Origin of the sequence: Actinoplanes derwentensis (assembly GCF_900104725.1) — a bacterium.
GTDB classification, from domain to species: Bacteria; Actinomycetota; Actinomycetes; order Mycobacteriales; family Micromonosporaceae; genus Actinoplanes; species Actinoplanes derwentensis.
Genome location: NZ_LT629758.1, coordinates 8,138,550 through 8,164,007 on the forward strand (window position 1 = coordinate 8,138,550; position 25,458 = coordinate 8,164,007).

General features: G+C 70.2%; 21 protein-coding genes and 1 tRNA gene. 13 read left to right on the forward strand and 9 right to left on the reverse strand.

Going from position 1 to position 25,458, the window contains the following annotated elements; genetic code table 11:
- Positions 1–13: 13 nt before the first annotated feature.
- From BLU81_RS36150 to BLU81_RS36160, 3 genes are all read left to right on the forward strand, one after another.
- Positions 14–1,087 (forward strand): tetratricopeptide repeat protein, encoded by a 1,074-nt coding sequence (locus BLU81_RS36150; protein ID WP_092551746.1) that lies wholly within the window; start codon positions 14–16, stop codon positions 1,085–1,087.
- 143 nt (positions 1,088–1,230) lie between these two features.
- Positions 1,231–2,073 (forward strand): hypothetical protein, encoded by an 843-nt coding sequence (locus BLU81_RS36155; RefSeq protein WP_172890684.1) that lies wholly within the window; start codon positions 1,231–1,233, stop codon positions 2,071–2,073.
- Between the two features lie 154 nt (positions 2,074–2,227).
- The gene (locus BLU81_RS36160; RefSeq protein WP_092551752.1) at positions 2,228–3,412 is read left to right on the forward strand and encodes an outer membrane protein assembly factor BamB family protein; all 1,185 of its coding nucleotides are present in this window, start codon (positions 2,228–2,230) and stop codon (positions 3,410–3,412) included.
- A 7-nt stretch (positions 3,413–3,419) separates the two neighbouring features.
- Here BLU81_RS36160 and BLU81_RS36165 read toward each other — a convergent pair whose 3' ends face one another.
- Positions 3,420–4,616: an ROK family transcriptional regulator gene (locus tag BLU81_RS36165; protein ID WP_092551754.1), complete on the reverse strand. Its 1,197-nt coding sequence runs from the start codon at positions 4,614–4,616 to the stop codon at positions 3,420–3,422.
- Between the two features lie 47 nt (positions 4,617–4,663).
- On the opposite strand from BLU81_RS36165, the gene BLU81_RS36170 reads away from it, so the two are divergent.
- On the forward strand, positions 4,664–5,881 hold the full coding sequence (locus BLU81_RS36170; protein WP_092551757.1) for an MFS transporter: 1,218 nt from the start codon (positions 4,664–4,666) through the stop codon (positions 5,879–5,881).
- 52 nt (positions 5,882–5,933) lie between these two features.
- Here the strand turns inward: BLU81_RS36170 and hisC are convergent, their stop codons facing one another.
- Entirely contained in the window at positions 5,934–6,992 is a 1,059-nt protein-coding gene (hisC, locus tag BLU81_RS36175; RefSeq protein ID WP_092558131.1) for a histidinol-phosphate transaminase, read from the reverse strand.
- Positions 6,992–7,981: an RDD family protein gene (locus BLU81_RS36180; RefSeq protein ID WP_092551760.1), complete on the reverse strand. Its 990-nt coding sequence runs from the start codon at positions 7,979–7,981 to the stop codon at positions 6,992–6,994. The genes hisC and BLU81_RS36180 overlap by 1 nt, the downstream gene beginning before the upstream one ends.
- 181 nt (positions 7,982–8,162) lie before the next feature.
- Here BLU81_RS36180 and BLU81_RS36185 point away from each other — a divergent pair, with 181 nt between their 5' ends.
- From BLU81_RS36185 to BLU81_RS36195, 3 genes are all read left to right on the forward strand, one after another.
- Positions 8,163–8,648 carry an Lrp/AsnC family transcriptional regulator gene (locus BLU81_RS36185; RefSeq protein ID WP_092551763.1) on the forward strand — a complete coding sequence of 162 codons (486 nt, stop codon included), beginning with the start codon at positions 8,163–8,165 and terminating at the stop codon, positions 8,646–8,648.
- A 62-nt stretch (positions 8,649–8,710) separates the two neighbouring features.
- A complete protein-coding gene (locus tag BLU81_RS36190; protein WP_092551766.1) occupies positions 8,711–10,009 on the forward strand; it encodes an outer membrane protein assembly factor BamB family protein in 1,299 nt (432 codons plus the stop codon).
- A 53-nt stretch (positions 10,010–10,062) separates the two neighbouring features.
- On the forward strand, positions 10,063–11,727 hold the full coding sequence (locus tag BLU81_RS36195) for a fumarate hydratase (RefSeq protein WP_092551769.1): 1,665 nt from the start codon (positions 10,063–10,065) through the stop codon (positions 11,725–11,727).
- On the opposite strand, the gene BLU81_RS36200 is transcribed toward BLU81_RS36195, so the two are convergent.
- A complete protein-coding gene (locus BLU81_RS36200; protein ID WP_092551772.1) occupies positions 11,724–12,287 on the reverse strand; it encodes a hypothetical protein in 564 nt (187 codons plus the stop codon). The two genes, BLU81_RS36195 and BLU81_RS36200, sit on opposite strands and share 4 nt — an antisense overlap.
- Before the next feature lie 119 nt (positions 12,288–12,406).
- Between BLU81_RS36200 and BLU81_RS36205 the strand changes: the two genes are divergently transcribed.
- From BLU81_RS36205 to rlmB, 3 genes are read left to right on the forward strand one after another with little or no spacing between them, the layout of a single operon-like run.
- The gene (locus BLU81_RS36205) at positions 12,407–13,792 is read left to right on the forward strand and encodes a class II fumarate hydratase (protein ID WP_269460947.1); all 1,386 of its coding nucleotides are present in this window, start codon (positions 12,407–12,409) and stop codon (positions 13,790–13,792) included.
- Positions 13,793–13,815: 23 nt separating this feature from the next.
- Complete coding sequence (gene cysS / locus BLU81_RS36210) at positions 13,816–15,231, forward strand: cysteine--tRNA ligase (protein WP_092551775.1); 1,416 nt, start codon at positions 13,816–13,818, stop codon at positions 15,229–15,231.
- Positions 15,231–16,358 carry a 23S rRNA (guanosine(2251)-2'-O)-methyltransferase RlmB gene (gene rlmB, locus BLU81_RS36215; protein ID WP_092551778.1) on the forward strand — a complete coding sequence of 376 codons (1,128 nt, stop codon included), beginning with the start codon at positions 15,231–15,233 and terminating at the stop codon, positions 16,356–16,358. The genes cysS and rlmB overlap by 1 nt, the downstream gene beginning before the upstream one ends.
- A 6-nt stretch (positions 16,359–16,364) precedes the next feature.
- Here rlmB and BLU81_RS36220 read toward each other — a convergent pair whose 3' ends face one another.
- Both BLU81_RS36220 and BLU81_RS36225 read right to left on the reverse strand, forming a co-directional pair.
- The gene (locus tag BLU81_RS36220; RefSeq protein WP_092551782.1) at positions 16,365–17,216 is read right to left on the reverse strand and encodes an outer membrane protein assembly factor BamB family protein; all 852 of its coding nucleotides are present in this window, start codon (positions 17,214–17,216) and stop codon (positions 16,365–16,367) included.
- Between the two features lie 583 nt (positions 17,217–17,799).
- A tRNA-Thr gene (locus tag BLU81_RS36225) sits at positions 17,800–17,873 on the reverse strand.
- 137 nt (positions 17,874–18,010) lie between these two features.
- Between BLU81_RS36225 and BLU81_RS36230 the strand changes: the two genes are divergently transcribed.
- Positions 18,011–19,099, forward strand: coding sequence for an ABC transporter ATP-binding protein (locus BLU81_RS36230; protein ID WP_092551785.1), 1,089 nt, complete (start codon positions 18,011–18,013; stop codon positions 19,097–19,099).
- 46 nt (positions 19,100–19,145) lie between these two features.
- On the opposite strand, the gene BLU81_RS36235 is transcribed toward BLU81_RS36230, so the two are convergent.
- On the reverse strand, positions 19,146–20,735 hold the full coding sequence (locus BLU81_RS36235) for an outer membrane protein assembly factor BamB family protein (RefSeq protein WP_157751956.1): 1,590 nt from the start codon (positions 20,733–20,735) through the stop codon (positions 19,146–19,148).
- A 101-nt stretch (positions 20,736–20,836) separates the two neighbouring features.
- On the opposite strand from BLU81_RS36235, the gene BLU81_RS36240 reads away from it, so the two are divergent.
- On the forward strand, positions 20,837–21,268 hold the full coding sequence (locus tag BLU81_RS36240) for a GNAT family N-acetyltransferase (RefSeq protein WP_092551791.1): 432 nt from the start codon (positions 20,837–20,839) through the stop codon (positions 21,266–21,268).
- A 429-nt stretch (positions 21,269–21,697) separates the two neighbouring features.
- On the opposite strand, the gene BLU81_RS36245 is transcribed toward BLU81_RS36240, so the two are convergent.
- On the reverse strand, positions 21,698–22,375 hold the full coding sequence (locus tag BLU81_RS36245; RefSeq protein ID WP_092551794.1) for a hypothetical protein: 678 nt from the start codon (positions 22,373–22,375) through the stop codon (positions 21,698–21,700).
- A gap of 124 nt (positions 22,376–22,499) precedes the next feature.
- Between BLU81_RS36245 and BLU81_RS36250 the strand changes: the two genes are divergently transcribed.
- A complete protein-coding gene (locus BLU81_RS36250; protein ID WP_231953683.1) occupies positions 22,500–24,257 on the forward strand; it encodes an NAD-binding protein in 1,758 nt (585 codons plus the stop codon).
- On the opposite strand, the gene BLU81_RS36255 is transcribed toward BLU81_RS36250, so the two are convergent.
- Positions 24,243–25,457 carry a DUF4032 domain-containing protein gene (locus BLU81_RS36255; protein ID WP_092551797.1) on the reverse strand — a complete coding sequence of 405 codons (1,215 nt, stop codon included), beginning with the start codon at positions 25,455–25,457 and terminating at the stop codon, positions 24,243–24,245. The two genes, BLU81_RS36250 and BLU81_RS36255, sit on opposite strands and share 15 nt — an antisense overlap.
- Position 25,458 lies beyond the last annotated feature (1 nt).

Sequence of the window (25,458 nt, forward strand, 5' to 3'; positions counted from 1 at the left end):
TACGCTCGGCATCGTGCCCGCCCCCTTGGAGCCCGACACCACCCCGGAAGAACACCGGCAACGCGCCCTGCTCTTCGCTGACCTCGGCCGCTACGACGAGGCCGCCGACGAGATCGCGGCCGGACTGACCACCGCACCGCAGGAGACGGCCCTGCTCTCCACCCTGGCCCGGATCCACCTCGCCGCCGAGCAGCCGGCCGAGGCGCTGGCCGCCGCCGAGCGCGCCGCCACCGCCGACCCGCGGGCTCTTCCCGCCCTCGTGGTGCACGCGATGGCGCTGATCGACAGCCGGCGTTATGTGGACGCCGCCCGGATCGCCGCCGAGATCCTGCGGACCTGGCCCGAGGACGGCTACGCGCAGCGCACCGGCGCCGCCCTGCTCAGCGAGTCACGCAACGGGCAGGAGGCGCTGAACGCCGCCTGGAACGGCGTCCGGGTCGCGCCCACCGACGCCGAGGCGCACCTGGTGCTGGCGGTGGTCGCCGCCCGGTTGCGGTTGTTCGACCTGGCCCAGCGGGCGTACGGGGAGGCGCTCGAACTCGACGCGGCGATCGGTGACGCCAGCCGGGAGGCCGGGATCGTCCGGTTCGAGCGCCGTCGCTGGGCGCGGGCCCTCGAAGACCTGGCCGAGGAGGCCTCACTCGGCACCGTCACCCCGGCGGCCGCCCCGGAGGAACCGGTCAGCCTGCCGGCCCGCCCGGTGCTGGACGTCTCCGACGAGTCGGTGACGGCGGTCCGGGAGAGTGCCCAGTACGGGGCCGGCGGCACCATGGTCGCCGCGGTGCTGGCCGCCGCGATGACCGGGATCAGCCCCGGCATCTCCCGGGTCTGGGCCGGACTGATCGCCGTGCTGATCTTCGGTGCGGTGGTGTTCTGGTTCCGCAGCCGGCTGCCCGAACCGGTCGCTGTCGTCCTGCCCCGGTTGCGGGCCACCGATCGCAGACTCGCGGCAGCCGTTTATCTGACATTCGCGGCGCCGCTGTTCCTGCTGGCGTACGCCGTGGTGGGTGGCCCGGTCCCGTTGGTCGCCGGAATGGTCGTCGCGGCGGTCGCGGAACTGCTGGTCCTGCTGTCCCGGCGCGCCTGACCGGCGTTTCAGCCGGGCCGCTCCGGGTCCTTCGCGCGGGCTTTTCCGGTGACTTCTCAACGGCCGTCCGGTAGTCATCAGGGGGGAAAGCGACATCTCGGACGTGGTTGTCCGTTTCTCGGGGCGTCCATTAGGTTCGGAACGTGTCAACGCTGGTGCCTCCGCTCTACGCCGGGCTGGTCGATGACGCCTCCCTGCTCCCGCCCAGTCCGGTCGGTCTGTCCGACGCCGTCGCGAAACACCACGAACACACCACGTCGTGGTACCGGGGCCTGATCGGCTCGCTGCTCGTGCCCGCATCGCTCGTCGGCACCGCATCGGTGCCCCGACACTCCGCCGGCCTGATCGGCGACGTGCCGGTCGCCTCCCTGCCCGCGACCGTGGACAAACTGCGGGCGTCGGGCGTCGTCGTCCAGCACGTCGAAGCGGCGGTCGCCCGCCGCGGCGAAGACCCCCAACCCGGTCTGGCCTCGCTGCGCTCGTTCGCCGCGACCCAGGCGGGACTGCCGTTGTACGCCGAGATCCCCCTCAGCTGGGGCCTGCTCGCCGCCCTCGACAGCGTCGCCGAGGCCCGTGCCGGCGGACTGTCGATCGCCCCCAAGTTCCGGGTCGGCGGCCTCGCCGCGGAACTCTTCCCCACCCCCGTCGAATTGGCCGCGGTGATCTGCGCCTGCCGCGACCGCGAGTTGCCGTTCAAGCTGGCCGCGGGCCTGCGCCACGCCACCCGCCACACCGACCCGGAGACCGGCTTCACCCATCACGGGTTCCTGAACATCCTGGTCGCAACGGTGACCGCGGCCGGCGGCGGCGAGGTGGCCGAGGTCGCCGAGGCGCTGGCCGCCACCCACCCGGTCCCCTTGATCGAGCCGGCCCGCCTGCACCGCGACAGCCCACGCCCACTGTTCGTCGGCTTCGGCGCCGCCAACGTCGTCGAGCCCTTGACCGAACTGGTCCGCCTGGGCCTGGTCAACGGCGGCTACGAGTAGTGGCGTTCCCAGCGGGCGCGCGGGTAGCCCTGCTCCCGGCGGGCGCGTTCTGGAGCGCTGGGAACGCCTGAGGTGGGGTGACCGCGGGCGTGTTTTGTGGCACGGGTCGGCCCGGGGCCGGGGTGGCGCGCACTGATTTGGAATACTTCAAACCATGACCCGGGTGCTGCTGCGAATCCTGGCGGCCGCACTACTGCTGGTGGTGAGTGGCCTGATCGGCTGGCGTGTCCTCGCGCCCACCGAGCTTTCGGCGACGGCGGTCGAGCCCTACCCGTCGGCGCCCGCACCGGCGCAAGGCGTCACCAGCCGCCTCAACGTGGCCCCACTGATCGTTGACGGCCGCGTTCGTGTCTATGCCGCGAAGAACCAGGTGCGCGCCGACGGACCGGTCACGGCGGAGCAGGTCTACACGGCGCTCTGGTCGTTCCGGCGCTGGCCCGAGCAGCTCAGTGCCCTTGTCGCGAGTGGCACGACGGTCGTCAGCCGGTGGTCCGATGGCAAGATCGTGGCCCTGGACGGCCGGACCGGCGCGGTCGTCTGGCGTGCCGACGGCCCGGCCGCGTCCGGATATGCCGGGCACCGGACCGGCGCCGCCACGGTCTGGGACCCGCCCGGTCTGCGTCTCGCCGCCGGCACCGTCGTGGTCACCCAGGATCAAGACCTGGCTGGGTACGACCTCAGCACCGGCTCAGCGCTCTGGAAGACCTCCGTGCCGGCCGGGTGCACGGACGGTTTCACCACCACGGGTGGTGCGTATGTGTGTGCGACCGGCGCCTACGACGTGTTGTCGGGCACTCCGATCAGTGGCTGGCCGACCGGTCCTCTCCGTCCAGCCGGGTGTCTGACCTCTGGCTGTGCGGGTTTCCGGGACGGCGCCGGCCAGGGCTGGCTCGCCACCGCCGCGCAGCCCCGCCGGGCGCCAGCCCTGGACGATCCGGGCGCCACCGTCGCCGCGGGTGTGATCATCACGGGTTCCTCCTCCGCCTCCGCTTCCGGCGTGAGCTCCTCTTCGGAGTCGGTTGCCGGGCGGTCTGTGGACGGCGCGACATTGTGGATGACTCCGGGACCGGCCCGGGTTCTGGGAGAATCCTCGGGAACGGTGTTGCTGCTGAGCCCGGAGAACCAGCTGACCGGGGTGGACGCGCGGACGGGTGCGGTGCGGTTCGCGTTTCCGCTGGCGATGAAGAAGGACAGCACCGACTGGAAAGCCGGGCTGTTCCACGTGACTGATGGCTACCTGGCGATCGAGCGGCTCAACGAGACCGGGCCGGACGATCCGGAGTCGCCGCTGTACTACTACACGATCGACACGGTTCTGATCGCCGCGCTACCTGCCTGACCTGCTGTCATGTGAGGCGGGGGAGTAGGGCTGCCCAGGCTTGTTCAGCGGCACCGGTGATGGGGCCCTCGTCGTCGGGGAGGCTGGCGGGGAGGACCGGCGGTGGGACTTCCCGGTGAATGGTCATGAGGCCGTCCAGGTAAGCGGTGGTGATCGCCTCGGGGACCGCGGTCAACAGGTCGGGGCCGAGTCCGCCCAGCGTGACGAGGTCCGGGTCGAGGGCGTTGACCAGGCCGGCTATCCCGCGGCCCAGGGCGGTTCCGACGGTTTCCACGGCCCGGCGGGCGGCCTCGGGGTCGATGGCGGGGCCGCTCTCACCGGAGCTGTAGGAGCTGGCGGCGGGGCTGGGCGGGCGGAGGCCGGCCGGGGCCCGGGTGGCGGTGGCTATCACGTGGCGGGCGTAGGTGACTGGGTCTCGGGGCGGGGGATCGCCCAGTAGGCGGGCCATGGCGGTGCCGTCGATGGTCGTACCCCAGCAGCCGTGGGCGCCGCAGGCGCATGTGATCTCGGGGTCTCCGAAGGGCATGTGGCCGAACTCGCCGGCGGTGTTGCGGGCGCCGATGGCCGGGCGGCCGTCTTCGACCAAGGCGCCGCCCAGACCCGATTCGATGCGCAGATGCAGGGCCACCGAGGCTCCGGCGGCGGCGCCTCGTAGGTGTTCGGCGGTGGCGGCGAGGGTGGCGTCGTTGCCGGCGACCAGCAGTTCGGCTCCGGGCCACAGTTCGGTGAGGTCGATGCCGCGCCAGTCGGAGTTGATCGCGTCCAGGCGCGGGCCGCGGGTGACGGGGCCGGGGACGGAGATGCCGATGGCGCGCAGCCGGGGACCGTACCGGGCGTGGAACTGTTTGACAGCGGCCGCGACAGCGCCGCGGACCTGGGCCCACGGCGCGTTCTCGTGGCGTTCGGAGAGCGCGGCCGCGGTGGTGCCGCCGAGTTCGACCACGTCGAGGCGCCAGGCCTCGTGGGTGATCGCCAGGGCCAGGACCAGCGGGCCGCCGGGGTGGGGCAGCAGGACCGTGGTCGGGCGGCCACGGGTGCCGCTCGGTGCGGCGGGCGCCTGGGTGAGCAGGGCGGCCTGGCTGAGCCGGGTGACGAGTTCGGTGGCCGCGCCGGTGCCGATGCCGAGGAGCCGGGCGGCGTCGGCTCGGGTGATGCCGGGATTACGGTGTACGGCCCGGAGAAGCTCGGTCGAGCGCGTCGTCACAGTGAAACTCCTTTTTATGCTCTACCTAAGAGCTTATTGTGCGAGGGGTGAGACTCAACCGCCCGGCGCTTGTCGTCCTCGGCACCTCCACCTTCTGTTACGTCACCGCGGAGACCCTGCCCGTCGGTCTTCTCCCGCAGATCTCAGCCGGCCTGAACGTCACCGAGGCGCAGGTCGGGCTGCTGCTCACCAGCTATGCCGTGGTCGCCGGGCTGAGCACCATCCCGCTCACCGCGCTCACCATGCGACTGCCCCGGCACAAGCTGCTCGCCGCCACCGTAGCGATCTTCGTCGTCTCACAGGTGGCCGCCGCTCTCGCGCCCACGTTCCTGATCCTGGTGCTGTCCCGGCTGATCTGCGCGCTCGCGCACGGCGTCTTCTGGTCGGTGATCGGGCCGATCACCGCCCGCCTGGCACCGCCGGGGCAGGTCGGCCGGGCCACCTCACTGGTCTTCGTCGGGAACTCGCTGGCCATCGTGCTCGGCGTGCCGCTCGGCACCGCGCTCGGACAGTGGCTGGGCTGGCGGCTGTCGATCGGCCTGATGGCGGTCGCCGGGGCGATCTGCCTGGTCGCGCTGATCGCCCTGCTGCCACCGATGCAGCCGCTGCCCCGGGACCGGGCGGCGTCGCTCGGCCGGCAGCTGCGGGACGCGGTGCTGATCCTGCGCAACAGCCGGGTCACCGGGCTCTGCGTGATCACCGTGCTGCTGGTGGTGGGGCATTTCGCGGCGTACACCTACATCGCGCCGCTGGTCCGCCGGGACGCCGGGCTGGACGGGGCGGCGCTGAGCGCGCTGCTGCTCGGGTACGGCGCGGTCGGCCTGGTCGGCAACTATGTGGTGGGCCGATTCGTGGACCGGCGCCCGGGACCGTTCGTGGTCGGGCTGACCGCGGTCACGGCGGTGTCGATGGCACTGCTGGCGCCGGTGCTCGGGCCGGTCGGGACGATCGCGGCGGTCCTGATCTGGGGCGGTGCGTTCAACGCCATCCCGGTGTTCCTCGGGTCGGCGGCGCTGCGGGTGGCGCCGGCCTCACGCGACGCCGCGTCGGCGGTCTACGTGGTCGCCTTCCAGATCGGCATCGGCAGCGGGTCGTTTGCCGGTGAGCGGTTCGTCAGCGCCGGCCATCTCGGCTCGCTGCCGGTGCTGGGCGCCGTGTTCGTGCTGGTGGCCTGCCTGCTGGTGGTGCTGTGGCGGGGCGTCTTCCCGAACCGGATCAGCGCCGACGACCACCGCGAGACCGAGGCGGCGGCCGCCGCGCACTGAGCCGCGACCCGGCTCGGTGCCGGGTCGCGGTTCTGAGCCGGGACCCGGCACGTCAGGAGCTGCCGAGGGCCGCCTCAGCGGCCGCCAGGAAGAGGTCGTTCTCCTCCGGGGTGCCGATCGTCACGCGGACGCCCTCGGGGTGGAAGGCCCGGACGATGACGCCGTGCTTCTCGCAGGTGGCGGCGAAGGCGGCGGTCCGGTCGCCGAGCGGCAACCAGACGAAGTTGGCCTGGCTGTCCGGCACGTCGAGGGCGAGTTTGCGCAGCGCCTCGGTGACCCGGTCCCGTTCGGCGACGATCAGGGCGCACCGGCGGCGGACCTCGTCCTCGGCGTCGAGGGCGGCCAGCGCCGCGGCCTGCGCGACCAGGTTGGTGGAGAACGGGGTGACGACCTTGCGGATGGCGCTCGCGATGCCGGGCTGGGCGACCAGGTAACCCATCCGCAGCCCGGCCAGGCCCCAGGCCTTGCTCATCGTGCGCAGCACGACCACGTTGGCCCGGTCGCCGTAGACGTCGACGCCGTCGGGCACGCCGGGGTCGGTGACGAACTCCCGGTACGCCTCGTCCAGCACCACCAGCACGTCGGAGGGCACGCCGGCGAGGAACCGGTCGAGTTCGTCCTTGCGCAGGAACGTGCCGGTCGGGTTGTTCGGGTTGCAGATGAAGATCAGCCGGGTCCGGTCGGTGACGGCCGCGGAGATGGCGGCCAGGTCGTGCCCGTGCTCCGCGGTGTTCGGGACCCGGACGCTGGTGGCTCCGACTCCGGCGGCGATGATCGGGTACGCCTCGAAGGACCGCCACGAGTAGATCACCTCGTCGCCGGGCAGGCAGGTCGCCTTGACCAGGATCTCGGCGAGCGCCACCGACCCGCAGCCGGTCACCACCCGGTCCGGGTCGACGCCGAGCCAGCCGCCGATCCGGTCCCGCAGTGCGGCCACGCCCATGTCCGGGTACCGGTGTGAGGTCCGGGCCGACTCGGTGACCGCCTCGACGACGCCGGGGAGAGGCCCGTACGGCACCTCGTTGCTGGCCAGTTTCACGGCCCCGGCGACGGTGCGGCCGGGCACGTAGGCGGGCAGCGCGTCCAGATCGGCGCGGGTCAGCCGGGTCATCATTGTCCTCCGGGTTGGTCGCCGCGGGTGGCGGCGTCGACGGTCGGGAAAGCACCGGCCGGTACGGCCACCACGACGGTGCCCGCAGCCTTGTCGTGCCAGGCCTGCCGCAGACGGGGATCGAAGAGGGGCGAGAGCGCGAACAGCAACTGGACCAACATGCCGATGCCGCACCACCAGAAGAGCGTCCACATGCCGAGACGCGCCCAACGGGTGAACGCCCGGGCGAATCCGATCTGCCCGGGTTTCTCGATTCCGACGACCTTGATCCGCATCAGCCGTTTGCCGAGGGTCTGCCCGCTACCGCTGATCGCCGGCGCCTCGTAGAGCAGCCAGAGCAGCGTCGCGATCATGACGATGGCCACCGACAGCGTCGACATCCGCGGGGTGGCCTGCTGGATGACCGGGTTGGTCTCGCCGGCCATCACCTTGTCGTAGTAGTCGCGGAAGATCGGCGTGAAGTCCTGCAGGTAGAGATACACGAAGTAGCCGTTGACCACGACGTTGAGCAGCAGCACGGCGAGGATGTCGATGATCCGCGCGACGAGCCGCTGACCGAGTCCGGCCAGGGCCATCCCGTGCGGCCGGACCTCCGGCACCGGATAGCCGTAGGCGTGCATCGGATAGGCGCCGGGGTGCGGCTGCCAGCCGGGCGGCGGCTGCGAGCCCGGCTGCTGCCAGCCGGGGGGCGGCTGCATGCCCGGTGGGGGCTGCCAGCCGGGCGGAGGCGGTGGCTGCGGTGCCCAGCCCGGCGGCGGGCCGGGCGGCAGGGCGGGTTGACCCGGTTGCTGGTACGCGGGGGCAGCCGCCGTCTCCGGGACGGCCGGCGTCGGTTCGACGACGGGTTCCGGCTCCTCCGGCGGCGGCGGGCCGTCCGGTGGAACGGCGTCGGCCGGGATGGCCTTACCCACCCAGCCATCACCGTCCCAGTAACGCTGGGTGCTGGGATCGGCCGGGTCCTTGTACCAACCCGCGGGAACGGAACTCATGCGCAAACCTTTACCACGACAGCCTGACACTTCCCTGCGGCCCGGTAGCCCGGCCGTCAGGGTGTGATCACAGTGTCACAGGGCCGCCGGTTGGGGGTGACAGTGGCGTACCCCATCGGGTTGGGCAACCCTCGGTGACGAGGATGGTCATCCTGCGCAATCGGTGCGATAGGTTCGGCCCATGGGTGAGCAGACTGTCCAGCTCGATCCGCTCGACGCGCGGCTGATCTCGATGCTGGCGGCCGAGCCGCGGATCGGTGTGCTGGAGCTCTCCCGGCGGCTCGCGGTGGCGCGCGGCACCGTGCAGGCGCGACTGGACAAGCTGATCGCGCGGGGTGCGATCAAGGGTTTCGGGCCGGAGGTGGCGCCGGCCGCGATCGGTTTCGGGGTGACGAGTTTCGTGACCCTGGAGATCAGCCAGCGGTTCGGGCACGACGCCGTGGCGGGTCATCTGGCGGAGATTCCCGAGGTCCTGGAGGCGCACACGATCACCGGCAGCGGCGACATCCTGTGCCGGATCGTGGCCCGGTCGAACGCCGATCTGCAGCGGGTGATCGACCAGATCGTGGGATACGAGGGGATCCGGCGAGCCCACACGATCATCGCGCTGGCCGAGTTGATCCCGTACCGGACCGTGCCGCTGGTGAGATCAGCAACCCGCGCATAACCCCACGACACGGACTTTCCACGCTGGATGCTTCCTGCTTCGAAGGTCATTACCCTGCCCGAATGGCCTCCGGCGGCACCTCCTGGAAAGGACTCTCGGTGGTCGCCGCCGCCACGGTCGTGATCACCGTGCTGGCCGCGACCAACGTGTGGAACCCGTTTCCGCAACTGTGGTCGTGGATCACCACGAGCGGGCCGATCGCGGCCGGAACCCGCTGGCAGCAGACGCTGGGCGGCACACCGCAGAGCGTGGCGGTGGCCGGTGACGCGGTGATCGTCGAGTACCGGACCTCGCTCGAGGCGTACGGGCTGACCGCCGCGGTGAAGCTCTGGTCGTCGGATGCCGACTGGGCCGAGATCGCCGGCAAGGGCGCGAACGCGGTGGTCGTCACCGGCCGTCTGCTGACCAAGGGCTATCAGGTCCTGGACCCGTCCACCGGCACGGTCCGGCGCGCCGACACCACCGCGTCGGCGGTCTGGGCCTATCAGGACGCGATCGTGGACCTGAGCTGTTCCGGCGGCGACGACTGTCGGCTCACTGCCTGGGATCCGCGCACGAACAAGCAGCTCTGGACGGTCGGCGCCGGCAGCATCGGCTTCGTCCTGGACGCGGCCAACCCCGACCTGCCGGACACCCGGCGCCTGATCTCCGGTGATGTGGACGACGACGTACCGGGCCCGCCTGCCCTGCCCGGTCTGCTCGGTCTGCCGCACGACAACGAGGTCCGGGTGATCGACACGGCGAACGGGCGGCTGGTGCAGACCGCTGCGCCGTCCCGGGAGCAGCGGATCGCCGTGGTCGGCGGCCGGGTCCTCACCGTCACCGGGACGGCCCGCGACGGCACCTGCTACTACGGCGTGGTCGCGTCCAGCCCGCAGGCCGGCAAGGTGGTGTGGCAGCGCGACGGGCTCAACCTGCGGACCGCCGACAACGGTTCGAGCTGTGCCCAGGATCGCGATCCGGCCGGTGGCTACAACGTGGTGCTGGGCGTGGACCCGTACGGCCGCGAGGTTTTGATCAACGGCTATGACGGGCGCAACCTCTGGTACGGCGACAAGGAGTCGAAGGTGCTGACCGTCAACGACGCCTACGCGGTGATCCGCAAGGGTGACGCGGTGCGGGGCTTCTCGTTCACCAAGGACAAGGTGGTGTGGCGGCTGGACGGCCGGGGTGAGGACGTGGGCGCCGCGCTCACCCCGCACGCCGTGATCGTGACGTCCGACGGCCGGGTGACCGCTCTGACGCTGTCGGGCGGGTCGGTCCGGGCCGACGTCCGTACCGACGCGAAGGTCTTCGCCACCGACCGGAACGGCATGATCATCGTTTCCGGGCGGGAGATGGCGTACGTCCCGTTCGCCTGACGGCCGGGGACGGGTTCGCATCCCGCCGCCCCGCTGGCATAGGCTGAGCGTTCATGAGCAGAGGCGCCGATTTCAGCTACTCGCCCCTCCTCCCCACCGGCGCGGACCAGACTGAGTATCGCCTGGTCACGGACGAGGGCGTGGATGTCGTCGAGGGACCGGGCGGGCGACGATTCCTGACCGTCGAGCCGGCCGCGCTCACTCAGCTGACCGCTGAGGCGATGCACGACATCGCGCATTTCCTGCGGCCCGCGCACCTGGCGCAGCTGCGCAGCATCATCGACGACCCGAAGGCGTCGCCGAACGATCGGTTCGTCGCGATGGACCTGCTGCGCAACGCGAACATCGCGGCCGGCGGCGTGCTACCGATGTGCCAGGACACCGGCACCGCGATCGTGATGGGCAAACGCGGCCGGCACGTGCTGACCGACGGACTCGACGAACAAGCCATCGCGCTCGGCGTGTACCAGGCGTACACCCGGCTCAACCTGCGCTACTCGCAGCTCGCGCCGCTGACCATGTGGGACGAGAAGAACACCGGCTCGAACCTGCCGGCCCAGATCGAGCTGTACGCCGAGGACCCGAACGGGCACCCGGACGCGTACAAGTTGCTGTTCATGGCCAAGGGCGGCGGCTCGGCCAACAAGTCGTACCTCTACCAGGAGACGAAGGCGCTGCTCAACCCGCAGCGGATGATGCAGTTCCTGGACGAGAAACTGCGCCTGATCGGTACGTCGGCCTGCCCGCCGTACCACTTGGCCGTGGTGATCGGCGGCACCAGCGGCGAGCACGCGCTCAAGACGGCGAAACTGGCAAGCGCGAAGTACCTGGACAACCTGCCCACCGCGGGTTCGATGCTGGCGCACGGCTTCCGGGACCTGGAGTTGGAGGCCGCGGTGCTGGAACTGACCCGGGACTTCGGGATCGGCGCCCAGTTCGGCGGCCGGTACTTCTGCCACGACGTGCGGGTCGTCCGGCTGCCCCGGCACGGCGCGTCCTGCCCGGTCGCGATCGCCGTCTCCTGCTCGGCGGACCGGCAGGCGGTTGCCAAGATCACCCCGTCGGGTGTCTGGCTGGAGCGGCTGGAGACCGATCCGGCCCGCTACCTGCCCGAGGCCGACCTGGACGCGTCGCCCGTCGTCAACATCGACCTGAACCGGCCGATGGCCGAGATCCGGGCCGAGTTGAGCCGTTACCCGGTGAAGACCCGGCTGTCGCTGACCGGCCCGCTCGTGGTGGCCCGGGACATCGCCCACGCCAAGATCGCCGAACGGCTCGACGCCGGCCAGCCGATGCCGCAGTACATGCGCGACCACGCGGTCTACTACGCCGGCCCGGCCAAGACCCCCGAGGGGTACGCGTCCGGCTCCTTCGGCCCGACCACGGCCGGCCGAATGGACTCGTACGTGGAGAGGTTCCAGGCCGAGGGTGGCTCGATGGTGATGCTGGCCAAGGGCAACCGGTCCAAGCAGGTCACCGACTCGTGCCAGACCCACGGCGGGTTCTACCTCGGCTCGATCGGCGGCCCGGCGGCCCGGCTGGCCCAGGACTGCATCCGGCACGTCGAGGTGCTCGAGTTCCCGGAACTCGGCATGGAGGCGGTCTGGAAGATCGAGGTCGAGGACTTCCCCGCCTTCATCGTGGTCGACGACAAGGGCGAGGACTTCTTCGCGGACGTGACCAAACCGAACCCGGTGTTCGCGATCGGCCGGCGTTAAGAAGAGGCGCTGGGCGAGGCGCTTTCTGACGGCAGTGGGCCGGCCGCGCAATAACCGGAGACCGGGTCGAGCCATTCGGCGATCTGGTCCTTGAGCGAGACGTCCAGATCCTTGGTCGACTTGAGCTTCTCGATGTAGTCCCGGTTCTTCGCGGCGGCCTCGATCTTCGCCGCCGAGGTCTCGCCGGCCTCGGTGAGCTCGGGGTCCTCCGCGGCCGCGGTCTCCTTGCGGATCTGAGTGCCGATCGCCTTCAACTCGGCGGCGGCCGTCGTCTCGGCCTTCTCGGCCGCGGCGGTCTCCTTCGCCTGCCGGTTGGCGATCATCCGGCCGAGTTCGGCGCCGAACTCCCCGAATGCGGCGTTCACGATGCCGGTGACCCGCCCGCACACTTTGCTGGTGTCGGCCGTGTAGTCGGGCCCGAGGGAGATCGAGGGGGACGGCGCGGCGGCCGACGAGGGGACGACCGGGTCGGTGAACTCGGGCGTCCTCGCATCGCTGTCGCAGGCGGCGCCGGTCAGCAGTGTGCCGCCGGCGATCACGGCCAGGATGGCGCGTCGCATCAGAGGTTCCTCTTCATCGGGGGTCCGAACCTCGCCGACGTTATACGAACAGCGCTCCGATCCGCTTTCTGTGAGGCAATCGACTGGGGACTCCCGGTTCACCGAGAGAGGATGGCCCGGTGACTGGTTTCCGGATCGAACGCGACACGATGGGCGAGGTCCAGGTCCCCGCCGACGCGCTGTGGCGCGCCCAGACCCAGCGAGCGGTGGAGAATTTCCCGATCTCCGGCCGCGGGCTGGAGCCGTCCCACATCCGGGCCCTGGCCCGGATCAAGGGTGCCGCCGCGCGGGCCAACGCCGAGCTGGGTGTGCTGGAGCCGGATCTGGCCGCCGCGATCGCCACCGCCGCGGCCCGGGTGGCCGACGGTGATCATGACGACCAGTTCCCGGTCGACGTGTTCCAGACCGGATCCGGCACCTCGTCCAACATGAACGCGAACGAGGTCATCGCCACCCTGGCCAGCCGCGAGCTGGGCCGCCCGGTGCACCCGAACGACCATGTCAACGCCTCCCAGTCGTCCAACGACGTCTTCCCCTCGTCGATCCATCTGGCCGCGACCGAGGCGGTCAGCCAGGAGCTGATCCCGGCGCTGGAGCACCTGGCCGGCGCGTTGCGGGCCAAAGCCTCGCTCTGGGAGAAGACGGTCAAGAGCGGCCGCACCCACCTGATGGACGCCACGCCGGTCACCCTGGGCCAGGAGTTCTCCGGCTACACCCGGCAGGTCACCAACGGGGTCGAGCGCCTGACCGCCACGCTGCCCCGGCTGGGTGAACTGCCGCTCGGCGGCACCGCGGTCGGCACCGGGGTGAACACTCCGCCCGGGTTCGCGCCGGCGGTGATCCGGCTGCTGGCCGAGGAGACCGGTCTGCCGCTGACCGAGGCCCGGGACCACTTCGAGGCGCAGGGCGCCCGGGACGCGCTGGTGGAGGTGTCCGGCCAGCTCCGGGTGGTCGCCGCCGGCCTCTACAAGATCGCCAACGACATCCGCTGGATGGGTTCGGGTCCCCGGGCCGGTCTGCGTGAGCTGCGCCTGCCCGACCTGCAGCCCGGTTCGTCGATCATGCCGGGCAAGGTGAACCCGGTCGTCCCCGAGGCGGTCCGCCAGGTCGCCGCCCAGGTCATCGGCAACGACGCGACGGTGGCCTTCGCCGGCACCCAGGGCGATTTCGAGTTGAACGTGATGCTCCCGGTGATGGCCCGCAACGTGCTGGAGTCGATCCGGCTGCTGGCCGCGGTGTCCCGCCTGTTCGCCGACCGGTGCGTGGCCGGGCTGGAAGCCGACGAGGAGGTCACCCGGGGGTATGCCGAGGGATCACCGTCGATCGTCACCCCGCTCAACCGTCATCTGGGCTACGACGAGGCCGCCGCGATCGCCAAACAGGCGCTGGCCACCGGCCGGTCCATCCGGGAGGTGGTGATCGAGCGCGGGCACGTCGCGAACGGCACGCTCACCGAGGCCGTACTGGACGAGGCATTGGACGTGCTCCGGATGACGCGTCCCTGACGGACGGCCGGTACCCTTTAACGGTGACTCTGCGCTTGTATGACACCGCGACCCGATCGGTCCGGGACTTCGTCCCGATGACTCCCGGTCTGGCGGGGATCTACCTGTGTGGTGTCACCGTCCAGTCCTCGCCACATATCGGTCACCTCCGCTCCGCCGTGAACTACGACGTGCTGCGCCGCTGGCTGCTGCACGAGGGGCTGGAGGTGACGTTCGTCCGCAACGTCACCGACGTGGACGACAAGATCCTGGAAAAGGCGGTCAAGGAGGGGAAACCCTACTGGGCGATCGCCTACACCAACCGCCTCCTGCTGGAGCGGAACTACTCGGCGCTCAACGTGCTGCCGCCGACCTACGAGCCGCTGGCCACCGGGCACATCACCGAGATGCACGAGCTGATCCAGGAGCTGATCGACCGCGGCCACGCCTATCCGGCCGCCAGTGACTGTGGCGACGTGTATTTCGACGTGCGCTCGTTCCGCGAGTACGGCGCGCTGTCCGGCCAGCGCCCCGACGACATGCGCGACGCCGGTGACGCCCCGGTGCGCAACAAACGTGACCACCGCGACTTCGCCCTGTGGAAGGGCGTGAAAGCCGACGAGCCCCGGGACGCGTACTGGCCGTCGCCGTGGGGCAAGGGCCGCCCGGGCTGGCACATCGAGTGCTCGGCGATGGCCCGTCGCTACCTCGGCGACGAGTTCGACATCCACGGTGGCGGGCTGGACCTGACGTTCCCGCACCACGAGAACGAGGTGGCCCAGTCGAAGGCGGCCGGTCTCGGCTTCGCCCGGTTCTGGGTGCACCACGCGCTGCTGAACCTCGGCGAGTCCAAGATGAGCAAGTCGCTGGGCAACGTGATCGACCTGGACTCGGTGGTCGAGGCCGGTGTCCGCCCGGTCGAGCTGCGCTACTACCTGGGCAGCGCGCACTACCGCTCGCGCATCGACTACACCGACGAGGCTCTGAAAGAGGCAGCGGTCGCCTACCGCCGGATCGAGGGCTTCGTGCATCGCGCGGCCGAGGTGGTCGGCAACGGACGGCCCAAGGCGGTGCCCCCGGCGTTCGCCGAGGCGATGAACGACGATTTGAACACCTCGGCGGCGCTGGCTATCGTCCACGACACCGTGCGGGAGGGCAATTCCGCTCTGACCGCCGGTGACGAGCCCGCCATCCGTGGCGCGCTGACCGCGGTCCGGGCCATGCTCGGGGTGCTCGGCATCGATCCGCTCGACGCTGCCTGGGACGGCGGCGAGGGCGGCAACGACCTGAAGCCGGTGGTCGACTCACTCGTCGCACTGGCATTGGAACAGCGGGCTTCGGCCCGCGCACGTAAAGACTGGGCGGCCGCGGATTCGGTGCGGGACCAGCTCAAGAACGCGGGTATTCAGGTGGAGGACACTCCGACCGGGCCGCGCTGGACGGTAGGAGAGCAGCACTGATGGCCGGTAACTCGTTCAACGCGAGTAAGCGCACGACTTCGAAGAAGGGCGCCGCGGGCGGATCGGGCGGGAAGAACCGCGCGAGCCTCAAGGGGCGCGGCAAGACCCTGCCCGCCGACGAGCGTCCCTGGCACAAGGGTTACTCGGGCACCGAGAAACTGCCCGAGAAGACCGCTCGTAAGCAGAACAAGGAGCGCCAGGCCGCCGCCGCTGAGGGCCGCGCGCCCAAGATCGGCCAGCCGGGTACCAAGGACACCACCTGGGGGCGCGGCGGGGGCCGTGCTCCCGGCATCACCAAGACTCAGACCACCCGGGGTGGCGTCCGGGGCGGCGGCCCGCGGGGCCCGCGGATCGCTCCGGGCCGCCGGTCCAACCCCACCAAGGAAGGTCCCGAGCTGCTGCTCGGCCGTAACCCGGTGAACGAGGCGCTGCGGGCGCTGGTGCCGGCCACCGCGCTCTACGTGGCGCAGGGCATCGAGATCGACGACCGGGTGACCGAGATCGTCCGGACCGCCGGTGACCGGGGCATCCCGATCCTGGAGATCAGCCGGAACGAGCTGGACCGGATGACCGGTGGCGTGCTGCACCAGGGCATCGGGCTGCAGGTGCCGCCGTTCGCGTACCAGGACTTCGACGACCTGATCGCCGCCGCGCTGGAGCAGACCGCTCCGCTGCTGGTCGCGCTCGACGGCATCACCGACCCGCGGAACGTCGGTGCGGTGATCCGGTCGGTGGCCGCGTTCGGTGGGCACGGCGTCTTCATGACCGAGCGCCGGGCCGCCGGGATCACCGCGACCGCCTGGCGCACCAGCGCCGGCGCGGCCGCCCGTGTCCCGGTGTCGCAGGTGGTCAACCTGACCCGGGCGATCAAGGCCGCGCAGAAGGCCGGTTTCACCGCGATCGGCCTGGACGCCGACGGTGAGGTCGGGCTCTACGACCTGGACGTCGCGACCGGCCCGCTGATCGTGGTGGTCGGTTCCGAGGGCCGCGGTCTGTCCCGGCTGGTCGGCGAGACCTGTGACCTGCGGGTCGGCATCCCGATGTCCTCCGACGTGGAGTCGCTGAACGCGAGTGTCGCGGCAGCGGTCACGCTGGCCGAGGTGAGCCGCCGCCGCGTCCGGAGCTGAGCGGTTTCAGAAGTAGGCGCGCAGGCGGCTGCCATCCGTGAGGAGAAGGCGGCCGCCTGCCACCGTCGGTGGGTGGCTGTCGCTGCTCGGCATGCCACCGCCTCGCACTCTGCCGGTCACCGCGTCGACGATCGACAGTGCCGCGCCCAGTCCGGATGGGCTGTAGAGCAGTTCACCGGCCCGGACCGGCTGGCCCGCGCCGTCCGGCAGGTGCATCGCCCAGAGCCGTCGCCCGGTCTTCGCGTCCAGGCAGATGACGGTGCGCTGCCGCGGGACGTAGACCCGGTCCCGGTCGGCGGTGACCGAGGGTGTCGGCCAGTCGGATTCCCATACCCGGTTGCCGGTCGCCGCGTCGATCGCGGTCAGCCCGCGTTTCCCGCCGCCGACGTAGAACCGGCTGCCCGCCGGGTCGCTGCCGACCGCGTACCAGTCCTCCCGGGTAGTCCAGATCGTCGCACCGGTGACGATCGAGACGGCCCGAGACCCGTCACCCTGGGTACGCACCAGTAGGCGCCCGCCAGCCGAGAGCAGCCCGTGCCCACGAGTCCCGAACAGCTTCCACAGCCGAGCCCCGGTAGCCAGCCGATGAGCCACGGTAGAAGTCTCGTAGTCGGGCCGAGTATCCACCACAACCACGCCGTCATCGACGATCATGTCCTGAGACGGCGCGCTGAGCTGCACCTCCCAGACCAGCACCCCACTGCCGGCCCGAAACGCGTTCAAATACGCACGCTGTCCGTCACACGCATAGCTGAGCGTGACCAGAAACCCTTGAGACAGCGCCATCCGTGTAACCCCACGCCGTTTCAGTTCCGCATGCCACCGCCGCACCCCCGTAGCCGGGTCATAGGCCCCCACACCCCCGGATCACTGGTGTAGACGTTGCCGCCCCCCACCAGCGGCTCCCGCCCGACCTCACACTCCGGCCCCCCATGCGTAGAAATCTCCCAGCGCTGCCGGACTGCTCCCACGGTCGCCCCGGTCAGCGAACGCTCGTCCGGGTTGTAGAAGGTAAGGCCCGCCCCATACCCGTTCTGGGTCCATTCCGACGCGGCGGGCACAGGGGCAGGCAAACCAAGGACCGCGACAACCACAGCAGTCAGGAGAGAGTTCACGCAAGATCAACGAACGAAAACCAGGATAAGACTTCACCTACGCAAAGCCGACCCAAACAGCCGCCTGCCCAGGTGAACCCACCACAGGACCCGTTCCACCACAGGACCCGTTCCACCACCGGAACCGACCCACCCACCGACCGGAACCGACCCACCCACCGACCCGACCGGAACCGACCCACCCACCGACCGGAACCGACCCACCCACCGACCGGAACCGACCCACCCACGCCGATCACCGTCACGCGGGGTCTGGGGGCTCGGCCCCCAGGGGAAATGCGAGGAACCCCGGTCCGCGCTTTTTGCGGACAGGGGTTCCCGTGAGGAGCCCCCGGTCGGGATCGAACCGACGACCTCCCGTTTACAAGACGGGTGCTCTAGCCATCTGAGCTACAGGGGCGAACGGGCCCAGCATAACGTCCCGTATTCCGATCGCCATCTTGGCAGGTCAGGGAAAAAGAAATACGGTGGCGGGGCTGTTCCTTCTACTCGGATCGTCCGGCACGTTCCTGCCGGTGGAAAGGAAGTCGTTTCACCATGGCTACCGTCACTTATGACAAGGCATCCCGCATCTACGCGGGTACCGAGCGTCCCGCGGTCAACGAGCTCGAGCTCGAGATCGGCGACGGCGAGTTCCTCGTTCTGGTCGGCCCTTCCGGTTGTGGCAAGTCCACCAGCCTGCGGATGCTCGCCGGCCTGGAGGATGTGGACCGCGGTCGCATCCTGATCAACGAGAAGGACGTCACGAACCTTCCGCCGAAGTCCCGTGACATCGCGATGGTGTTCCAGAACTACGCGCTGTACCCGCACATGACGGTGTACGAGAACATGGCGTTCGCTCTGAAGCTGCGCAAGACCCCGAAGGCCGAGATCGACAAGGCCGTGAAGGAGGCCGCCGGCCTGCTTCAGCTGGAGGAGTACCTGTCCCGCAAGCCGAAGGCGCTCTCCGGCGGTCAGCGTCAGCGTGTCGCCATGGGCCGCGCGATCGTGCGTAAGCCGCAGGTGTTCCTCATGGACGAGCCGCTGTCGAACCTCGACGCCAAGCTCCGTGTCCAGACCCGTTCGCAGATCGCCTCGCTGCAGGCGAAGCTCGGTGTCACCACCGTTTACGTGACCCACGACCAGGTCGAGGCCATGACCATGGGTCACCGGGTCGCGGTCATGCTGGACGGTGTGCTCCAGCAGGTGGACACCCCGCGGGCGCTCTACGACACCCCCGGCAACGTCTTCGTCGCCGGTTTCATGGGCTCCCCGGCCATGAACATCAAGACCGTGCCGCTGAACGAGGCGGGTGCCTACTTCGGTTCGCTGACGATTCCGCTCACCCGTGAGCAGATCGCCGCCGCGTCCGAGGGTGGCGACGGCAAGGTGACCGTCGGTTTCCGTCCGGAGTCGGCCGAGGTCGTCAGCGAGTCCGCCGACGCGCTGCCGATCGTCGTCGACCTGGTCGAGGACCTCGGTTCGGACGCCAACGTCTACGGTCACGCCGACCTGCCGGGCGGCTCGGAGCGGTTCACAGTCCGGACCGAGCGTCGCAGCATGCCGAGCATGGGCGAGACGGTCTACATCAAGCCGCAGGTCAACGCGCTGCACGTCTTCAACGCGGGTAGCGGTTTCCGCATCTGACGTGACTGACTGAGAGAGCGGGCCTCCACTGGAGGCCCGCTCTTTTTCATCCCGCGAACGAGTAGATGACGACGTCTTCGGCGGCGACGCAGGCGATCACTTCGGTGTTCCACGAGCAGTTCTCCGACCGTACGTCCCGGATCTCGCCCATCTCCGCGATCTCGCCGGCTTTGTCGCCCACGTGAAAGCCGGACAATGCCCGATTCCCCACCGAGCTGCTGAGATCTTCGGAGAAGCGCAGCACGTTCCCGGCGTCGAGGCGGGCCGCGACACCGCCGTCGATGGTCCAGACCACTTTCTGGTCCACGATCAGTGTGGTGCTCTCGTCGCCGATCGCCAGTAGCCCGCTCGCCCCGACCGGGACGAGGGTCTTCACCTTCGGCACGGCCAGACTCCAGCCGGTGGCGACGACCTCGCTGGTGGCCTTGTCGAAGTCCTTGGTCCGGATGAAACAGAGCTGGTCACCGCAGGGCGTGAGCCCGTCGACCTCTTCCGACGTCCCCACCGTGTACTTGGCCTCGGGTTCGGCGATGAGGTTCGCCAGGTCGTACTGGAAGATCCGTTTCGGGGTGCCCGTCTCCAGCACGTACAACCGGCCGTCGTGGACGGCCACGTCGTCGCCGCCGGCGGACACGTTCTCCCTGGTCTGTAGAACCTTGCCGGTGGCCAGTTCCCGGACGGTCGCGGTCTTGTCGGCGTCGAACTGGACGAACTGGTCGCCGATGTCCGTCCCGAACGCCCGTCCACTGATGTCGGCCGGTCCGGTCAGGTCGTCCGGCCCCGGCATCGCGTGGATCTTGGTGGCGTCCTCGTCGGCCACCGCCCACTTCTCGCTGCCCTCGATCAGGTCCAGCCCGACGAGCCGTTTGCGCTCACGGTCGGTCCAGAGCACGGTCTGCGCACCGAGGTGGATCTCGTCGTAGTAGCCGACACTCTGTTCCCAGAGCCGGCTGCCGTTCTCGGCGTCCAGCACGACCATCCGGCTGGTGCTGGTCGCCGACTCGACCCCGGAGAACAGCACCACGACCGACGGTGTCGCCCGCATCGCCGTCCACGTGGTGGACCGCCCGGCGGCCGTGCTCTCCCACAGCGCCTTGTCACCGGCACCGGTGTCGGCCGCGAGTACCCGCAAGGTGCCGCCGCTGTCGACGCCGGCGAAGTAGGCCCGGTCACCGACCACTTCCGCACTGGTGAAGGCCGACGTGAACGCGGCCGCCGGAGCGACCCGCTTGATCTCCTCCGCCCGGTGATAGTCGAGCGCCGGAAAAGACGGCCAGAGCAGCACCGTGGCGGCGACCACCCCCGCGGCCACGACGGTCGCGGCACCGCCGATGAGTAGGCCCTTGATCTTCGTCTTCTGAACGGCGGCCTCGGTTTCGCCCAGCATCGTCCACGTGCCGCCCTGGTTCGGCGCCGGAGCCTCGTAACTGGGCTTGCCGCCGGCGGCGATCGAGGCGGCTTCGGCGGCGGCCCACGGGTCCACCGGATCCGCGTACTCCATCGCCGTCTGCGTCGGCTCACCGGCTCTCGCCACCGGTTGCTGCGGCACCGTCGCCGCCGTCGGTTCCGGTTTCGCCGCCTCGGAGACGCCCCTCGCGAACTCCGGCTGTGCCTCGTCCTTGCCTTGACCAGCCATGTCCCCGCCTTTCACCGCCGCCACGGCCCGCCATGCTACCGACCGATCATCGATGCTCCAGTCGGGCGACCGCCCCATGGCCACCTGGCTATCGTGGCGTCATGCGTATCGAACGGGTGACCGACGCGGCCGATGTCCATCGCGCGGCGGACCTGTTCGACTCCCCACCACAGGAATCCGCCACCCGGCGTTTCCTCGACGACCCCACGCACCACCTGCTGCTGGCCTACGACGACGCCGCGCGCCCGGTCGGCATGATCAGCGGCGTCGAGACCACCCACCCCGACAAGGGCACTGAGATGCTGGTCTACGAGCTGGGGGTGGCTCCGGTCGCCCGGCTCCAAGGCATCGGGACGGCGCTGGTCGACGCGCTGGCCGTGATAGCCCGCCAGAACGGCTGCTACGGCATGTGGGTCTCGACCGAAAGTGACAACAAGGCGGCCCTGGCCACTTACCGACGGGCAGGCGCGATGGAGGAGATGACGTTCACGCTGCTGTCCTGGGATCTGACCGAAGACCAAACCACCATGTGAGTACGCCACACCACTTCACAAAAGCACCATCCGCCCCTGTCCGGTCCCCGCGACGCAGGCGCCCCTCAAGGCCACCCCGCGCCCGCCGGGCCGAATGCGGTGGCAACCCCCACCCCGCCCTGCCAGTTCCCGCGTGGTGATCTGTGGTGCGATTCGAGCCGTAACTCACCACGCTTGTCGTCGCCCGGCCCGCCCTGTCCCGCTCTGTCCGGCGTGGGGCGGGAGTTGCGCGCGAGAGCGCGCGCCGCGTGGACGTCGTCGGCGCGCGCTCTCGCTGGGAGTGACGGCTACTTCCGCCCGCGGCTCGGTCGTTCTCCACGGGTTACCGCTGCTGACGGTTCACGACTCGTCGGCGGGCTTGCCCGACTCGTCGTCAGCGGGTCTGTTCGACCCGCCAGCGGGTTTGTTCGACCCGTCGGCAGGCCTTCTCTACTCGTCGGCGGCCGGCTCCTCGTCGAGGCGCGGGTCCTCGGTGACCTGGTTGCCGGTGGTCGCCGGGGTCGTCGACGACTGGGCGGCCGGGGCCGAGCTGGTAGCCGGAGCCGGGTCGATGACAGCCGAGTCGCCGGCGACCGGCGGGACGGCCGCTGACGTGGAGGCCGTCGGCTCGACCGAGGCGGAGGCCAGGGGGTCACCGGAGACGGCAGCCGCCGGTGAGCCGGAGACCACTGCGGCCGGGTCGCCGGACGCGGAGCCAGCCGGCTCACCGGACGACGAGATCGCCGGCTCACCGGACGCGGCGGCAGCCGGGTCGCCGGACGTGGAGACCGCCGGTTCGGCGGAAGCCGAGGTGGAGGCCGAGATTGCCGGCTCGGCGGACTTCGTGATCAGGGCCGGGTCGGTCGTGCCGTCGTCCGGGGAGACCTGGGTGGCCTGGGACAGTGGGACGGGGGTGCCGCCGGCCGGCATGCCGGCGAACTCGGACCGGACGTCGGCGAACTGGCGGGCGAGTGCTGGGGAAACCCCGGCCGGCAGGCCCGCGGGGGTCAGCCAGCTGAGGGCGGGTGTTTCGGGGGCGGTTTCGTTCGCCGGGCCGGCCCAGGCGGGTGCTGTTCCGAGGAGGAACATTCCACTGAGGACGGCTCCGGCACACCACAACTTGCGCATTGATCTACTCCTGGCCACATCGGACGATGGGGTTCGGTCGATTCCCATCAAGTCGGACAAAAGGTGTCGGAAGGGGCAACGAGTGCCCCCACGAGCAGGTTCCGGCTGACTACGATTCGTGAACGTGAGTGTCACCCCCGCGGAAAAGATCCACACCCGTTCCGAGTCCGATGAGGACACCCGGCCTCACCTGGTGTTGTGCGGGGCCGATGCGCTGGTCTTCACACTGGCCGAGGAACTCGCCAACTCCCGGCATCGAATCCGCGTCACCGTGATCACCCCGTACCGGATCCGGTCTGATGTTCCTGATATCGCGTCTCTGGCCGATCGGGGTGTGGTGTGGCGCAAATCCGACCGCCTCGACGAGCGGACCTTCCGGGAGGCGGGCCTCGACGGCGCCACCGCGCTCGCCCTGGTCATGCCGGACGACGTGGTCAACCTGCACGCCGCCCTGTGCGCCCGGGAGGTCGAGGAGGACCTGCGGGTGGTGGTGCGGATGTTCAATACCGGTCTCGGCAAGAGCGTGGCCCGGCTCTTCCCGGACTGCGCGGTGCTGTCGGACGCGGAGATGGCGGCGCCGGCCTTCGTGGCGGCGGCTCTGGGTGAGGTCGCGCCCACACATTTCCGCCGCTCCGGACGTACGCTCTATGTCGCCCACCGGGAGGACGTGCCACCGCGACTGGTGGTGCTCACCCTGACCACCTCCGACGCGAACGGTGAGGTGGCTGTCCTTCCGGCCGAACCGGAGCGCCGGTCCGCGCAGCCAGCCGACCTGGTGCTGGCCGAGGCGGTGGGCCGCCCGCCCGGTGAGGACGTGACCCGGCGCCTGCTCAGCCGGGCCCGCCGCCGGCGTCGCCCGTTCCGCGCGATCGGCCGTGCCGTGCGGGCCGCGCTGAGCCGCAAACTCGGCATCGCGGTGCTGATCACGCTGGGCACCACGCTGGTGGCCGGGCTGGTGCTGGCCAAGTACGACGGGGAGGGCCACGGCCTCTGGGAGTCGTTCTACATGACGTTGCTGACCGCGGTCGGCTCGTCCGATGTGGAGGTCGATCGCGATCCGGTGGGGCAGGCCGCCCAGTTGGTGCTGACCATCGCCGGACTGGCGATCATTCCGTTGATCACCGCCGCGGTGGTGGACGGCATGGTGAACGCGCGGATCGCTCTCAGCCAGGGCCGGATCGCTGGCGCGCTGAACGACCACATCGTGCTGGTCGGGCTCGGTAACGTCGGCACGCAGGTGCTGCGCCAGCTCACCGACCTGGGACTGCGGGTGGTCGCGATCGACCGGACCGCTGACGCCCGCGGGGTGAAGACCGCCCAGCGCCGGGGCGTGCCGGTGATCATCGGGGACGCCTCCGCGCAGGAGGTTCTGCAGGCCGCCTCGATCGACACCTGCCGGGCCCTGGTCGTGCTCTCCACCGACGACCGGGTGAATCTGCAGGCGGCCCTGCAGTCCCGGGCCACCCACGACAACCTGCGGGTGGTGCTGAGACTCTTCGACGACGACTTCGCTCAGCGGGTCGAGACGGCCTTCCAGATCGACACGTCCCGCAGCGTCTCCCGGATCTGCGCGCCGATCTTCGCCGCCGCCCTGCTGGAACGTGACGTGCACGCCACCATCCCGGTCGACCGGCACTCGCTGCTGGTGGCCACGGTGACCGTATCGGCGCTGTCCCCGCTGGACGGCGCCCCGCTGGAGCATGTCGACCATCCGGGCGAGGCGCGCGTGATCGGCCTCTCGGTGGCCGGCGAGGAGTGGGTCGACTGGGGACCGGACCAGCGGCGGGTGCTGGCCGAGGGCGACCGGGTCATCGTGGTCGCCCGCCGCCGTGGTCTGCGGGTGCTGGCCGAGCTGGCCAGCCCGCCGTTACTGGCTGAGTGACTCGGCCTCGACGCCCAGGACCGCCTGCTCGTCCGGCTTGTTGACCAGCACGTCGGTGAGGTAACCGTGCACCGCCGGGGCCATGCCGACGTCCCGGCCGGCCTTCTCGGAGAGCAGCCATTTGTGCTGGATGATCTGCGAGAAGATCTCCTGCGGTTCCAGTTTGCGCCGCAGGTGTGCCGGAACCGCGCGCACCACCGGCTCGAACACTTCGGTGAGCCAACGGTGGGCGGCCTGCTGCTCGTCGGTGAGGTGACTCTCGGCCCGGTAGGCGTCCAAGTCGTTGAGCAGCTGCCGAGCCTGGTTCTCCTCGGCGTCCAGGCCGGTCAGCCGCATCAGACGGCGAGTGTGATAGCCGGCGTCGACGACCTTGGGGCGCACCAGATAGCCGCCGTCGTGTGACGTGGACATCGACACTTCGGCGATGTCGAAGCCCATCTCGTTGAGCCGCCGGATCCGCCGGTCGATGTGGTGCCGGGAGTCCCGTGCCACTTCCTGCTCATAGGTGACCTCGTGCCACAGCCGCTCGTACCGCGTCACGATGTCGTCGACCACCGACTCCGGGTCGATCGACTCGTGCAGCAACTCGGCGGCTTGCAGGTCCAGGCACTCGCCGAAGATGTTCAGCCGCAGGATCTCGATGTCCTCGCTGCGCTGCCCCTCGGACAGTTTCGGGTAGAGGTTGCCGGTCTCGGCGTCCACCAGATAGGCGGCGAAAGCGCCCGCGTCCCGCCGGAACAGGGTGTTCGACAGCGAGCAGTCGCCCCAGGAGAAGCCGGTCAGGTGCATCCGCACGATCAGTGCGGCCAGCGCGTCCAGCAGCCGGTTCATCGTGTCCGGCCGCAACACCCGGGAGAACAGCGCCCGGTACGGCAGGGAGAACTGGAGGTGCCGGGTCACCAGCACGGTCTCCAGCGGCTCGCCCTCCTTCGTCTGCCGGTCGGTGGCGATGGCGATGGCCTGCACCGCCGGGAAGTCGATCCGCTCCAGGGCGCGGAGCAGGTCGTACTCCTTCTCCGCGATCCGTTCCCGGGTCTCCTTCATCGCGTAGACCACGTCGTTGAGCTTCACGAACCGGACGATGTGCCGGGAGATGCCCTGTGGCAGCGCGACCAGATGATCGGCCGGCCAGTCCTCCAGCGGAATGTGCCAAGGCAGATCCAGGAGCGCCGGGTCGATGAGGGCGGAGGTGATGCGCACG